Source organism: Agromyces sp. Marseille-Q5079 (assembly GCF_051016555.1).
Lineage (GTDB): Bacteria > Actinomycetota > Actinomycetes > Actinomycetales > Microbacteriaceae > Agromyces.
The window spans coordinates 63237-75933 of sequence record NZ_JBPEJF010000010.1 but is presented as its reverse complement, the minus strand read 5'-3'; the positions used below and the strand labels follow the sequence as shown (position 1 = coordinate 75933).

Below are 12697 nucleotides of genomic sequence, written 5' to 3'. Positions count from 1 at the left end.
GTCAGTCGGACGGGGCCCGTCTCCGTTCGCGTCGCTCGCGCGGGGAGACCCTGAGGCCGCTCGCGGCGAGCCGGCGCACGAGTTCGCGCGGGGAGACCGGGACGGCGCCGTCGGCGATGAGCGCCTCGTAGCGCTCGACGGGCACGTCGTAGTGGTCGAGGTCGAAGGCCCTGGGCGGCAGGCCCACCCGGTCGCCGAAGGCGCGGAGCTCGTCGATCGACTCGTCGCTGACCAGGTGGGACCACACCGTTCCGTGCTTGGGCCACAGCGGCGTGTCGATGAGCACGGTCATGGCACGATCCTAGGCCGAGGCGTTCGCGACGCGCCGATGGCCCGCGTTTGACCCACTCAGGTAGATCCGGTAAACTCGACCGTTGGTGCCGCCGCTTATCCCGGTGTGCCCACTGCAGTTCATCTGCACCATCGTTTTCTGGCAGTGACGACCCTCCTTCCCGCTGGGGTCCCGCGCAGTGACACCCCATCAGACAGTCGGAACCCCCGTGGTTCCCCAGAGATAGGTACGAGTAGTGGTTTACGCAGTAGTGCGCGCCGGCGGTCGGCAGGAGAAGGTCGAAGTCGGCACCATCGTGACGACGGACCGCATCAAGGCTGACAAGGACGGCAACGTCCAGCTCATCCCGGTCCTCCTCGTCGACGGCGACAACATCACCTCCGACGCCAAGTCGCTCGCGAAGGTCACGGTCACGGCCGAGGTTCTCAACGACCTCCGCGGTCCGAAGATCGTGATCCAGAAGTTCAAGAACAAGACCGGCTACAAGAAGCGCCAGGGCCACCGTCAGGAGCTCACGCGCCTCAAGGTCACCGGCATCAAGTAGCAGCAGCGGCTCGCAAGGAGAATCAGACATGGCACACAAAAAGGGAGCGAGCTCCACTCGCAACGGTCGTGACTCGAACGCCCAGCGCCTCGGCGTGAAGCGCTTCGGCGGCCAGGTCGTCGGTGCGGGCGAGATCATCGTCCGCCAGCGCGGCACCCACTTCCACCCGGGTGCGGGTGTCGGTCGCGGTGGCGACGACACGCTGTTCGCACTCGAGGCCGGCGCGGTGCAGTTCGGCACCAAGGGCGGCCGCAAGGTGGTCAACATCGTGGCGGCCGGCGAATAGCCGACCGACAGGTTTCGTGAGGGCGGGCTTCGGCTCGCCCTCACGTGTTTCTAGAGAAAGGCAGGGCGCATGGTCAGCTTCGTCGATGAGGTGACGCTGTACGTGCGCGCCGGGCACGGTGGCAACGGGTGCGTCTCGGTTCGCCGAGAGAAGTTCAAGCCCCTCGCGGGTCCCGACGGCGGCAACGGCGGCAGCGGAGGCGACATCGTGCTCGTCGCCGATCCGCAGGTGACCACGCTGCTCGCGTACCACGGACGCCCGCACCGCAGCTCCGGCAACGGCCAGCCCGGCATGGGCGACAACCGCTCCGGCGCCGCAGGCGAGCCCCTCGAACTGCCGGTGCCGGTCGGCACGGTCGTGAAGGAGGCCGACGGCACCGAGCTCATCGACCTGACCGAGCCCGGCATGCGATTCGTCGTGGCCCCCGGGGGCCAGGGCGGACTCGGCAACGCCGCGCTCGCCTCGACCAAGCGCAAGGCCCCCGGCTTCGCGCTGCTCGGCACCCTCGGCTACGAGGGCGAGGTGAAGCTCGTCCTGAAGTCCATCGCGGATGTCGCGCTCGTGGGCTACCCGTCGGCCGGCAAGTCCAGCCTCATCGCCGCCATGTCCGCGGCTCGGCCGAAGATCGCCGACTACCCGTTCACGACCCTGCACCCGAATCTCGGCGTCGTCGAGGCCGGCGACCACCGGTTCACCGTCGCCGACGTCCCGGGCCTCATCGAGGGCGCGAGCGAGGGCAAGGGCCTCGGCCTCGAATTCCTCCGGCACGTCGAGCGCTGCTCGGCGCTGCTGCACGTGCTCGACTGCGCGACGCTCGAGCCCGGCCGCGACCCGCTGAGCGACCTCGACGTCATCCTCGGCGAGCTCGCCGCCTACCCGGTCCCCGAAGGGCAGACGCCGCTCCTCGAGCGCCCCCAGCTCATCGCGCTCAACAAGATCGACGTGCCCGAGGCGCGCGACCTCGCCGAGCTCGTCAAGCCCGACCTGGAAGCCCGTGGTTTCACGGTCTTCGAGATCTCGACGGTCAGCCACGAGGGCCTCCGCCAGCTCGGCTTCGCCCTCGGCACGCTCGTCGACGAGGAGCGCAAGGCCGCGGCATCCGTCGACGAGGGCCCGCGCATCGTCATGCGCCCGAAGCCCGTGAACGAGGTCGACTACGTGGTCAAGCCCGAGGGCGGCAGCTACGGCACCATCTACCGCATCCTGGGCGGCAAGCCCGAGCGTTGGGTGCAGCAGACCGACTTCGCGAACGACGAGGCCGTCGGCTTCCTCGCCGACCGGCTCGCCCGTCTCGGCGTCGAGGACGCGCTCGTGCGTGCCGGCGCGGTCGCCGGCTCGACGGTCGTGATCGGTCCCGGCACCGGCGTCGTCTTCGACTGGGAGCCCACGCTCACCTCGACGGCGGAGCTCATCACGGCGCCGCGCGGCACCGACGTGCGCCTCGACGAGGGCCGCCGCGCCACGCGCGCCGAGCGCCGCAGCGACTACCACGACCGCATGGATGCCAAGGCCGAGGCGCGCGCAGAGCTCGACCGCGAGCGCGAGGCCGGCATGTGGGCCGACGACGAACCCGACGCGAAGGCCGCCCCGGCCGCTGCGCCGGCGGAGGCCGAGGGCGAGCGATGACCGTGCGCGACCGCGACGGCATCGTCGACGCGAAGCGCATCGTCGTGAAGGTCGGGTCATCCTCGATCAGCGGCGAGAACACGGGCCAGATCCGTCCGCTCGTCGACGCCCTCGCGGCGGCCTACGGCCGCGGCGTCGAGGTGGTGCTGGTGTCCTCGGGCGCCATCGCCACCGGCATGCCCTACCTCAGGCTCGACGAGCGTCCCGACGACCTCGCCACGCAGCAGGCTGCGGCATCCGTCGGGCAGAACCTGCTGATGGTGCGCTACCAGGACGCCCTCGACCGGTTCGGCATCATCGCCGGACAGGTGCTGCTCACCGCCGGCGACCTCGAGAACGCGACGCCGCGCTCGAACGCGCAGCGTGCGGTCGATCGCCTGCTGGCCCTGCGCATCATCCCGATCGTCAACGAGAACGACACGGTCGCCACCCATGAGATCCGCTTCGGCGACAACGACCGCCTCGCGGCACTCGTCGCCGAGCTCATCGGCGCCGACCTGCTCGTGCTGCTGTCCGACGTCGACGCGCTCTACACGCGGCCGCCGCACCTCGAGGGCGCCGAGCGCATCGCGCACGTGCCCGTCGGCGACGAGCTCGCCGGCATCGAGATCGGGTCGACCGGGCGCGCGGGCGTCGGCACCGGGGGAGCGGAGACCAAGGTCTCCGCTGCTCGCATCGCCGCCGCCGCCGGAGTGGCCGTGCTGATCACGGCGACGCCGCTCGTGTCCGACGCGCTCAACGGCGCCCCGATCGGCACCTGGTTCGACCCGGCCCCGCGACGTCACACGGGCCACGCCGAGGCGGCGCTCGCCTAGGCTGAAGCCATGGAGCAGCCCGCCTTCGACGCGACCGTGATCGATGCCCGGCTCGCCGCCGCGAAAGAGGCGTCGTACCGCCTCGCGCGCGCGACGACCGCCGAGAAGGATGCCGCGCTCGAACGCATCGCGGCCGACCTGCGCGCCAGGGCGGGCGAGGTCATCGCGGCCAACGCCCTCGACCTCGACGCGGGCCGCGATGCCGGGCTCACGACCGGCCTGCTCGACCGACTCGCACTCGACGAGGAGCGCATCGGCGCCCTCGCCGACGCCGTGCTCGACGTCATCTCGCTGACCGATCCCGTCGGCGAGACCATCAGCGGGCGCACGCTCCCGAGCGGGGTCCGCATCGACCAGATCCGCGTCCCGCTCGGCGTGGTCGGCGCGATCTACGAGGCCCGCCCGAACGTCACGATCGACATCGCCGTGCTCGCCCTGAAGAGCGGCAACGCCGTCGTCCTGCGCGGCGGCACCGCCGCCGAGCAGACGAACCGGGTGCTCGTCGACGTGCTGCGCGGCGCGCTCGACGCGGTCGGGTTGCCGGCCGAGGCCGTGCAGACGGTCGACGACTACGGCCGTGCGGGCGCGCGCCACCTGATGCAGGCGCGCGACTACGTCGACGTGCTGATCCCGCGGGGGAGCGCCGGCCTCATCCGCGCCGTCGTCGACGAGGCACGTGTGCCGGTCATCGAGACGGGCGCCGGGGTCGTCCACATGTTCCTCGACGCGAGCGCGCCCGAGCAGTGGGCGGTCGACCTCGTGCACAACGCGAAGGTCCAGCGACCGAGTGTCTGCAACGCGCTCGAGACGCTGCTCGTGCACCGCGACGCGGTGGATCGCGTACTGCCGGCGGTGCTCGACCGGCTCGAGGCTTCCGGGGTCACCATCCACGCCGACGAACGCGTGCGCGCCCGGCGTCCCGATGCACTGCCGGTGACCGACGAGGACTTCGCGACCGAGCACATGAGCCTCGACATCTCGGTCGCGGTCGTCGATTCGATCGACGACGCCCTCGCGCACATCCGGACCTTCTCGACACGCCACACCGAGTCGATCGTCACGAACGACCTCGCGAACGCCGAGCGCTTCCTGAACGAGGTCGACTCCGCGGCCGTCATGGTCAACGCATCGACCAGGTTCACGGACGGCGCCGAGTTCGGCTTCGGCGCAGAGGTCGGCATCTCGACGCAGAAGCTGCACGCACGGGGCCCCATGGGGCTTCCCGAGCTCACGAGCACCAAGTGGATCGTGCGTGGTGCCGGTCATGTGCGCGCCTGACGTCGCTAGACTGTCTCGAGCACCACTGAAGTCTTCGAAAGGAATCGGCGAATGAGCCTCTCCAGCACGGTCCTGACCGGCATTCTGACATCCGAGTCGGTGAACGCGCGCGAGCTGCCCATGGAGGCGTGGGCCTACGGCCTCATCACCCTCAGCATCTTCGCCGTGCTCGGGTTCGTGGTCGCGTCGTACCGCGACGTCGCGAACCGCCACCGCGCCAAGGCCGAGGCCTTCGCCGCCCGTCACGGAGCCGAGCACGGCGGCCACGGGCACTGAGCCGGTCCGGCGCCGTGACCAGCCCTGAGCCGCGTCGACCTCGCGTCGGCGTGATGGGCGGCACGTTCGACCCGATCCACCACGGCCACCTCGTCGCCGCGAGCGAGGTAGCCCAGTCGCTCGAGCTCGATGAGGTCGTCTTCGTGCCGACCGGGCAGCCGAGCTACAAGTCGAACGTCACGACGGCCGAGCACCGGTACCTGATGACCGTCATCGCGACGGCGTCCAATCCGCGCTTCACGGTCAGCCGCGTCGATGTCGATCGGGCCAAGCCCACGTTCACCATCGACACGCTCCGCGACCTGAGGCGCGAGCGGGCGGATGCCGATCTCTTCTTCATCACCGGAGCGGATGCCATCGCGCAGATCCTCTCCTGGAAGGATGTCGCCGAGCTCTGGGAGCTCGCGCACTTCGTGGCTGTGAGTCGACCGGGACATGACCTCTCCATTCACGGTTTGCCGGAGCAGGACGTAAGCTTGTTGGAGGTCCCGGCATTGGCGATCTCATCGACCGATTGCCGAGACAGGGTGCGCCGGGGTTTCCCGGTGTGGTACTTGGTGCCCGATGGGGTCGTCCAGTACATCTCGAAGCACCACCTCTATCGGAGTGTCGAATGACGTCGTCGCAGGAACCACAGCTGACGCGCCGCGAGATGCGCGAGCGCGAACGCCTGCAGGAGCAGGCAGCTTCGCCGACCCCGAATGAGGCGGCGAACGCCACCAGGCCCGTCCAGCCGGTCGCCCCGCAGCCGGTTGCGCCGCCGGCTCCGGTGCCCGCCTACGCCGCTCCGGCGGCGGCACCCGTGAACGGCGCCCAGCGCCCCGCACCACAGGCCTCGCCGTACGCGCAGCCGTCGCCGTATCCGGCCCCGGTCGCCCCGCTTCCGCCCGTTGCGGCGCCCCCGGCGAACTTCGCGCCATCGGTGACGCCCGCACCGGCCGTGCCGGCACCCGCCGCGCCGGCAGCCAGTGCGCCCGTGGCTCCGGTCGCCCGCACGCCCGAACGCACGCTGACCCGTCGAGAGCTTCGCGCGATGCTGGGCGACGCGGCCGGCGCCGACGATCTCGACGACCTCGACGAGGAAGTCGCCGGCGCGACCGCCATGGACGCGCCGCGCGCTCCGACGGCGACGCCGTATCCGGCCCCCGCACAGCAGGCTCCGGCGGCTGCCGCACCCGCCGCTGCATTCGGGGTGTCCGGCGCGATGCCGCCGGCCTCGGCCATGCCGCGGCAACCGATCCAGCACCAGGAGGCGGCGGCCTCGGCGGCCGAGCAGCCGATCGCGGCGGCGAAGCCCGTCGGCCACTGGACGTCCCAGCTCGACGCCCCGGTCGAGGCGCAGCCGTACGATCAGGTGCTCTCACGGGGTGGCGTCGGCCGCGGCGTGCCGACCACGACGAACGCCCTCATCCTCCCGGCGCTGCCCGACCACACCGGCATCCCGGCACCGCTCGCCGACAACGGCGAGATCATCGTCACCGGCTCGATCGACCTGCCGCGCAGTTACGGCGCCACCGGCGTCCACCCGAGCCAGATCGATTCCTCCGACGTCGATCGCCTCTTCGACCAGGTCGAAGACGGCGCGAGCGCCGGCGCACCGGTCTCGGCCACGCGTGCGATCAGCACCCAGAGCGCCGCGAAGGCGGTCATGGCCCCGCCCTCGAAGGAGGGCATGAACATGCCGCTGGTGCTCGCCGTCACGGCCGGCGTCCTGGCGCTCGGCGTCGTCGCCACGCTGGTCGTCGGCGCACTCACCGGGCTCTTCTGATCCCGGCCACCTCCAGACATCCATTCCGACCGGAAACGAGCGTATGACCGCATCCGACCACGCCCTCGACTCTCTCGCCATCGCGGCGCGTGCCGCAGACGCGAAGGGCGGCGACGATCTCGTCGCGCTCGACGTGTCGGGGCCGTTGCCGTTCGCCGACGTCTTCCTCCTCGTCACGGGAACGTCGGAGCGCAACGTCATCGCGATCGCCGACGAGATCGAGGACGTCCTCCGCGACGCCGGGTCGAAGACCCTTCGTCGCGAGGGGCACAGCACGGGCCGATGGATCCTGCTCGATTTCGGCGACCTCGTCGTGCACGTCTTCCACCCCGAGGACCGCATGTACTACGGCCTCGAGCGACTCTGGCTCGACTGCCCGGCGGTGCCGTTGGAGCCCCTCCTCGCCGGTTGACGAGGTGGGCGAGCACCCGAGCTTCCCTCGATTTCGTTCCGGGCGGCAGGCTGGTGTAAGCTCAATTCGTTGCCTCAAGCGAGGCAGAACGGGTCTGTGGCGCAGCTGGTAGCGCACCTGCATGGCATGCAGGGGGTCAGGGGTTCGAGTCCCCTCAGATCCACCGAATACCACGAATGGTCGGCACTTCCAGTGCCGGCCATTCGTGTTTCCACGGGATGGATGCGCGTGTGCAGGAGCGCGAGAGGCCTCCTGTCCACACTCGATCAGGAGACTGCCGAACCGCACGCGCGCGTGGTGTGCACGCTCAGCACGCTGCCTCCTCAGGTCGCCCGACGCGACGCGATACCGTGGGACCGTTGGGCCGAGGCGACGATGAGCAGGTCGCGCTCGAGGACGAGATCGGGGGAGCATGGCGATCCGACGAACGGAGCGAGGTCTCGATCGCCTCGTCAACTTCTCCGACGCGACCGTGGCGATCGCCATCACCATCCTGATCCTGCCGTTGGTCGACCTTGCGGGGGAGATCGGCGACGAGCACTTCGGCGAGTTCCTGGCCCGCAACGCGGGCGCATTCATCGCATTCATCGTGACGTTCGCGGTGATCGGCCGATTCTGGGTGATCCACCATCGCGTGTTCGAGCTCGTGCGCGACTACTCCGCCGGCCTGATCTGGGCGAACATGCTCTGGCTGGCGAGCATCGTCTTCCTCCCGTTCGCGGCGAACGCCGTGTCGACTCGGGAGACCGCCGACGGCAGCTTCGACGCCGTCTACATCGGCACGATGTTCGTGACGACGACCGCGATGCTGCTGATCGACCTCATCCTGCGGAGGCATCCGGAACTGCTGGCCGAGGGGACGCAGCGGATCGAGCTCACGCGGTCGCTGAGCGTGCTCATCGCCCTTGTCATCGCCGGTGTGCTGGCCTACCTGGTGCCGTCGGTCGGCATGCTGTGGGTCCTGCTGCTGTTCCTCGCGCCGCTCATCGCGACGGTGCTCCGCGGCGCCATCCCCGCCCTGCGCCGATAGCCGGCCGCGCCTGCCGAGTGGTTGCCGCAGCGCGGCGCGGTTCCTTGACCCCCTCTGGGGCGGGGAACACAATTGGGTGTCAGCAACGCATGGGAAGCAGGGAGAGCATGAGCGACGCGAGCACTCGTCCGGTCTACGGCCAGGGAGCCTCGAGCGAGCCGGCGGTGACGCAGGCCGAGTCGGGCCTGCCAGACGACGGCTTCCCCGAGCAGCAGGACGGCGCCACGGAGGCGGATGTCGCCGCCGAGAAGGCGCCGACGGGCCGGGTCTGGAGCCGCGACCTGCGATTCATGCTCGTCGTGCTCGTCGCGATCGCGGCGCTCTTCCTCGCGTTCGCGCTGCTCATCGCCTTCAGCCCGACCGGCGCGGCGATCAGCGCGCTCGCGATCATCGCGGCCCCGATCGCGACCATGGTCGCGGCGTACTACGGCATCTCGCTCGCGCTGCGCCAGGTGAGCGAGGCGCGCCACGCCGCCGAGGCGGCCGATGCGCGTGCCCGCGCCGCGGAGACGAGCGCACGCGAGTCCGACGCGTGGGCCGCGCAGATGGAGTCCGGCCTGCGGGTCGCCGTCGCCAAGCTCAAGGGCGCCTCCGTCGACACGCGCGACGTCGAGCGGGCCGCCGGCACGCCCGACGAGTTCTTCTGATGGGCGCCGAAGCTCGGATGTGACGAACGGCCCGGTTCTCGATCTCGAGAACCGGGCCGTTCGCGTGCGTGCTCCTACAGGTCCGCCAGCAACGAGACCGGTCGTTCGATGGCACGCGCCACGTCGGTCAGGAAGGCTGCGGCCTCCGCCCCGTCGCACACGCGATGGTCGAACGACACCGTCAGCTCGGTGACCCGTCGCACGGCGAGTGCGCCATCGACGACCCAGGGTCGCTCGAGGATGCGTCCGATGCCGAGCATGGCCGACTGCGGGTGATTGATGATCGCCGCGGAGCCGTCCACGCCGAGCGTGCCGTAGTTGTTCAGGGTGAACGTACCTCCGGCGAGCGCGGTCGGCGGGAACCGTCCGGTCGAGCCCTGCTCGGTGCGCTCGGCGATCGCGTCCCGCAGCGCACGGAGCGACATCCGCCCGGCACCGTGCACGACCGGGACGACGAGACCACGCGGGGTCTGCGCCGCCATGCCGAGGTTCACGTCGTCGTGGAACACGATCTCCTCGCGGTCGGCGTCGAAGGCCGCATTCAGCGCCGGATGCCGCAGCAGGGCCGCGACCGTGAACCGGGCCACGAGCGCGGTGATGCCGAAGCTCTCACCGGTCGCGGCCTGGAGGTCCCGCCGGGCGGCGAACAGGCCCGACGCGTCGACGTCCATCCAGACGGTGGCATCCGGGATCTCGCGGCGCGAGCGCACGTACTGCGCGGCGGCGGCCTTCTGCATCCGGTCGAGCGGAACGCGTCGCTCGCCGGAGCGCGTCTCGTCCCCGCCGGACGCGATGCCGGGCGACGCCGGAGCCGGAGCCGGAGCCGCGGCGGCAGCCGGCTGCGTCGGCGTTCCCGGCGCGTCGGCGGCCGTCTCGAGGCGGGCGATGTACGACTCGACGTCGTGGCGCGTCACGAGGTGCTGCGGACCCGAGCCTTCGAGGCGGCTCGCCTCGAAGCCGTGCGACCGCGCGAGCCGGCGCACGATCGGCGAGACCACGGGGGAGCGTCGGGTCGGATCGAGCAGGGTGGTGCTCCTCGTGCCGCCGGAGGAGTCCGATGCGACGGGCGCGCGTCCGCGTCCGAATCGCGACGGCGCACTCGCAGACCGGACCGTCGGGGCGCTCGCCCGGGTGCCGTAGCCGATGAGCACCGCGCCGGACTCGTCCGCCGGTGCCGCCTCGGCGACCACGATGCCGGGTTCGGCCGCCTCGGCCGGCGCGGCGGATGGCACGGGCGCCGTCGGCGCCGCAGCGGCGTCCGGCGCGAGGACGGGGGTACCCGTCGCGGCCGCCGGTTCCAGGCTGAGGAGCACCTGGCCCGCGTGCAGCACCTGCCCGACCTCGCCGCCGAGCGAGGCGACCACGCCCGCGAACGGCGTCGGGAGCTGCACGACCGATTTCGCCGACTCGAGCTCGACGACGGGCTGGTCGATGGCCACCTCGTCGCCGGGCTGCACGAGCCAGGCGACGACCTCCGCCTCCGTGAGGCCCTCGCCGAGGTCGGGAAGGATGAAGTCGCGGGTCATGCGAGCTCCCACTCCCAGGTCGCGAGGGCGGCGAGCACCCGGTCGGCGGTCGGCAGGTGGAACTCCTCGAGCTTCGGCGACGGGTACGGGATGTCGAAGCCCGTGATGCGCAGCACGGGCGCGGCGAGGTGGTGGAAGTTGCGTTCGGTCACGCGGGCGGCGACCTCGGCGCCGTAGCCGCCGAACTGCGCCGCCTCGTGGATGACGGCCGCGCGAGACGTCTTGCGAACCGACGCCGAGACGGTCTCGTCGTCGAACGGCGAGAGACTGCGCAGGTCGACGACCTCGATCGAGAGTCCCTCGGCGGTCGCGGCATCCGCGGCCTCGAGTGCGGTGCGCACCGTGGGCCCGTAGGCCAGCAGCGTGACATCCGTCCCCTCGCGCACGACGACGGCTCGATCCATCGGCGTGGTGCGCACCGGGAGCTCGAGCACGTCCTTCGCCCAGTACCGGCTCTTCGGCTCCATGAAGACGACCGGGTCATCGCTCTCGATCGCCTCGCGGAGCATCGAGTAGGCGTCGGCGGGGTTGGAGGGCATCACCACGGTGAGTCCGGGCGTGGCCGTCCAGTACGCCTCCGACGAGTCCGAGTGGTGCTCGACTCCGCCGATCGCCCCGGCGCACGGGATGCGCACGACCATCGGCAGCGGCATCCGCCCCTTGGTGCGGTTGCGCATCTTCGCGACGTGCGACACCATCTGCTCGAACGCGGGGTAGCTGAACGCGTCGAACTGCATCTCGACGACCGGCCGCATGCCGTACATCGCCATGCCGATCGCGGTGCCGACGATGCCGGACTCGGCGAGCGGGGAGTCCCAGATGCGGTCGTCGCCGAACGTCGCCTGCAGGCCGTCGGTCACGCGGAACACGCCGCCGAGGGGGCCGACGTCCTCGCCGTAGACGACGACGCGGTCATCGGCCGCCATCGCGTCGCGCAGGGCGGCGTTCAGCGCGCCGGCCATCGTGAGGCTCGCCGGGGCGGATGCCGCGGGCTCCGGTCGTGCGTCGGTGGTCGTCGCGGTCATCGGGCGGCTCCTGCGGATGCGGCGGCGGATGCCTCGGCGAGCTCGGCCTCGAGCCGCGCCCGCTGCTCGAGGAGGGCGGCGCGCGGACGGGCGTAGACGTGGTCGAAGAGCTCGAGCGGGTCGATCTGCGCCTCGGCGGTCATGACCTCTCGCGTGTCGGCGGCGACCTGCTCCGCGGCATCCGCGATCTCGGTGCGCGCCTGCTCTCCGAGGGCGCCCTCGGAGACGAGGTAGCGTTCGAGCCGTTCGATGGGATCGCGCCGCTTCCAGTGCTCGACGTCGCGCGAGGCGCGGTAGCGGGTCGGGTCGTCGGAGTTCGTGTGCGCCTCGATGCGGTAGGTGAGCCCCTCGATGAGGGTCGGCCCGCCGCCCGAGCGTGCCCGCTCGACCGCGGCGCGCGTCACCGCGTACATCGCCGCGACGTCGTTGCCGTCGACGTGGAAGCCGGGCATGCCGTACCCCACCGCCTTGTCGGCGAGGGTCGCGGCACGGGTCTGGCGCGAGATCGGCGTGGAGATGGCGAACTGGTTGTTCTGCACGACGAAGACGGTGGGGGTCTGCCAGACGGCCGCGAAGTTGAACGCCTCGTGCGCGTCGCCCTCGCTCGTGGCCCCGTCGCCGAGCATCGTGAGCGTGACGATCGGATCGCTGCGGAGCCGCGCCGCATGCCCCAGGCCGACGGCGTGCAGCGCCTGCGTCGCGAGCGGCGTGGCCTGGGAGGCCGTGCGGTGCGCGTGCTGGTCGTATCCGTTGTGCCAGTCACCGCGGAAGGACGCGAGGATGTCGCCGGGCGCGATGCCGCGGGTGAGCAGCGCGATGCTGTCGCGATAGGTCGGGAAGAACCAGTCGCGCGCCTCGATCGCCGAGATCGCGCCGATCTCGCACGCCTCCTGGCCGAGCGCGGAGGGGTACGTCGCGAGCCGCCCCTGCCTCGTCAGCGCCGTCACCTGCACGTCGAAGCGACGGGCGACGACCATGCGCCGGTAGAGATCCAGCAGGGTCGTCGGGTCCGGGAGATCGAATCCGCCGGTGGCGGTGCCGTGCACCGCGTGTCCGGCGTTGTCGAGGAGCCGGATCGGCTTCTGGGACGGGAGGGAGCGGGTATCGGGTCGCTCGACGCTGAGGCTCATGGCTCCATCGTGGAACGGCCGGATGCCGCGCGTCGGCGCTTT

General features: G+C 71.2%; 15 protein-coding genes and 1 tRNA gene. 12 read left to right on the top strand and 4 right to left on the bottom strand.

Going from position 1 to position 12697, the window contains the following annotated elements:
• Position 1: 1 nt before the first annotated feature.
• Entirely contained in the window at positions 2 to 292 is a 291-nt protein-coding gene (locus ACR3IO_RS18050; protein WP_434072614.1) for a DUF4031 domain-containing protein, read from the bottom strand.
• A 235-nt stretch (positions 293 to 527) separates the two neighbouring features.
• Here ACR3IO_RS18050 and rplU point away from each other — a divergent pair, with 235 nt between their 5' ends.
• The 12 genes from rplU to ACR3IO_RS17990 all read left to right on the top strand — a co-directional run bounded on the left by rplU (position 528) and on the right by ACR3IO_RS17990 (position 8974).
• On the top strand, positions 528 to 836 hold the full coding sequence (rplU, locus tag ACR3IO_RS18045) for a 50S ribosomal protein L21 (RefSeq protein WP_434072613.1): 309 nt from the start codon (positions 528 to 530) through the stop codon (positions 834 to 836).
• 28 nt (positions 837 to 864) lie between these two features.
• A complete protein-coding gene (gene rpmA / locus ACR3IO_RS18040) occupies positions 865 to 1122 on the top strand; it encodes a 50S ribosomal protein L27 (RefSeq protein ID WP_376954774.1) in 258 nt (85 codons plus the stop codon).
• A 69-nt stretch (positions 1123 to 1191) separates the two neighbouring features.
• Positions 1192 to 2748: a GTPase ObgE gene (obgE, locus tag ACR3IO_RS18035; protein ID WP_434072612.1), complete on the top strand. Its 1557-nt coding sequence runs from the start codon at positions 1192 to 1194 to the stop codon at positions 2746 to 2748.
• The gene (gene proB / locus ACR3IO_RS18030; protein WP_434072611.1) at positions 2745 to 3563 is read left to right on the top strand and encodes a glutamate 5-kinase; all 819 of its coding nucleotides are present in this window, start codon (positions 2745 to 2747) and stop codon (positions 3561 to 3563) included. Before obgE ends, proB begins: the two co-directional genes overlap by 4 nt.
• Before the next feature lie 9 nt (positions 3564 to 3572).
• A complete protein-coding gene (locus tag ACR3IO_RS18025) occupies positions 3573 to 4841 on the top strand; it encodes a glutamate-5-semialdehyde dehydrogenase (protein ID WP_434072610.1) in 1269 nt (422 codons plus the stop codon).
• A 51-nt stretch (positions 4842 to 4892) separates the two neighbouring features.
• Positions 4893 to 5117, top strand: coding sequence for a hypothetical protein (locus ACR3IO_RS18020; protein ID WP_434072609.1), 225 nt, complete (start codon positions 4893 to 4895; stop codon positions 5115 to 5117).
• Positions 5118 to 5131: 14 nt separating this feature from the next.
• Positions 5132 to 5734: a nicotinate-nucleotide adenylyltransferase gene (gene nadD / locus ACR3IO_RS18015; protein ID WP_434072608.1), complete on the top strand. Its 603-nt coding sequence runs from the start codon at positions 5132 to 5134 to the stop codon at positions 5732 to 5734.
• Positions 5731 to 6885: a hypothetical protein gene (locus ACR3IO_RS18010; RefSeq protein ID WP_434072607.1), complete on the top strand. Its 1155-nt coding sequence runs from the start codon at positions 5731 to 5733 to the stop codon at positions 6883 to 6885. Before nadD ends, ACR3IO_RS18010 begins: the two co-directional genes overlap by 4 nt.
• A gap of 43 nt (positions 6886 to 6928) precedes the next feature.
• Positions 6929 to 7297, top strand: a complete 369-nt coding sequence (rsfS, locus tag ACR3IO_RS18005) for a ribosome silencing factor (protein ID WP_434072606.1) — start codon at positions 6929 to 6931, stop codon at positions 7295 to 7297.
• Positions 7298 to 7387: 90 nt separating this feature from the next.
• A tRNA-Ala gene (locus ACR3IO_RS18000) sits at positions 7388 to 7460 on the top strand.
• Positions 7461 to 7709: 249 nt separating this feature from the next.
• On the top strand, positions 7710 to 8327 hold the full coding sequence (locus tag ACR3IO_RS17995) for a TMEM175 family protein (protein WP_434072605.1): 618 nt from the start codon (positions 7710 to 7712) through the stop codon (positions 8325 to 8327).
• Between the two features lie 107 nt (positions 8328 to 8434).
• A complete protein-coding gene (locus tag ACR3IO_RS17990; protein WP_434072604.1) occupies positions 8435 to 8974 on the top strand; it encodes a hypothetical protein in 540 nt (179 codons plus the stop codon).
• 74 nt (positions 8975 to 9048) lie between these two features.
• Here the strand turns inward: ACR3IO_RS17990 and ACR3IO_RS17985 are convergent, their stop codons facing one another.
• The 3 genes from ACR3IO_RS17985 to pdhA are packed head-to-tail and all read right to left on the bottom strand — an operon-like array spanning position 9049 to position 12655.
• Positions 9049 to 10500 (bottom strand): dihydrolipoamide acetyltransferase family protein, encoded by a 1452-nt coding sequence (locus ACR3IO_RS17985; protein WP_434072603.1) that lies wholly within the window; start codon positions 10498 to 10500, stop codon positions 9049 to 9051.
• Positions 10497 to 11525 (bottom strand): alpha-ketoacid dehydrogenase subunit beta, encoded by a 1029-nt coding sequence (locus ACR3IO_RS17980; protein WP_434072602.1) that lies wholly within the window; start codon positions 11523 to 11525, stop codon positions 10497 to 10499. The genes ACR3IO_RS17985 and ACR3IO_RS17980 overlap by 4 nt, the downstream gene beginning before the upstream one ends.
• On the bottom strand, positions 11522 to 12655 hold the full coding sequence (gene pdhA / locus ACR3IO_RS17975; RefSeq protein WP_434072601.1) for a pyruvate dehydrogenase (acetyl-transferring) E1 component subunit alpha: 1134 nt from the start codon (positions 12653 to 12655) through the stop codon (positions 11522 to 11524). Before pdhA ends, ACR3IO_RS17980 begins: the two co-directional genes overlap by 4 nt.
• Between the last annotated feature and the right edge of the window lie 42 nt (positions 12656 to 12697).

Coding starts and splice junctions, on each gene's coding strand:
- ACR3IO_RS18025 (WP_434072610.1), top strand. CDS start 3,573: ATGGAGCAGCCCGCCTTCGACGCGACCGTGATCGATGCCCGGCTCGCC.
- rpmA (WP_376954774.1), top strand. CDS start 865: ATGGCACACAAAAAGGGAGCGAGCTCCACTCGCAACGGTCGTGACTCG.
- ACR3IO_RS18050 (WP_434072614.1), bottom strand. CDS start 292: ATGACCGTGCTCATCGACACGCCGCTGTGGCCCAAGCACGGAACGGTG.
- ACR3IO_RS17990 (WP_434072604.1), top strand. CDS start 8,435: ATGAGCGACGCGAGCACTCGTCCGGTCTACGGCCAGGGAGCCTCGAGC.
- proB (WP_434072611.1), top strand. CDS start 2,745: ATGACCGTGCGCGACCGCGACGGCATCGTCGACGCGAAGCGCATCGTC.
- ACR3IO_RS18020 (WP_434072609.1), top strand. CDS start 4,893: ATGAGCCTCTCCAGCACGGTCCTGACCGGCATTCTGACATCCGAGTCG.
- ACR3IO_RS17995 (WP_434072605.1), top strand. CDS start 7,710: ATGGCGATCCGACGAACGGAGCGAGGTCTCGATCGCCTCGTCAACTTC.
- obgE (WP_434072612.1), top strand. CDS start 1,192: ATGGTCAGCTTCGTCGATGAGGTGACGCTGTACGTGCGCGCCGGGCAC.
- pdhA (WP_434072601.1), bottom strand. CDS start 12,655: ATGAGCCTCAGCGTCGAGCGACCCGATACCCGCTCCCTCCCGTCCCAG.
- ACR3IO_RS17985 (WP_434072603.1), bottom strand. CDS start 10,500: ATGACCCGCGACTTCATCCTTCCCGACCTCGGCGAGGGCCTCACGGAG.
- rsfS (WP_434072606.1), top strand. CDS start 6,929: ATGACCGCATCCGACCACGCCCTCGACTCTCTCGCCATCGCGGCGCGT.
- ACR3IO_RS17980 (WP_434072602.1), bottom strand. CDS start 11,525: ATGACCGCGACGACCACCGACGCACGACCGGAGCCCGCGGCATCCGCC.
- ACR3IO_RS18010 (WP_434072607.1), top strand. CDS start 5,731: ATGACGTCGTCGCAGGAACCACAGCTGACGCGCCGCGAGATGCGCGAG.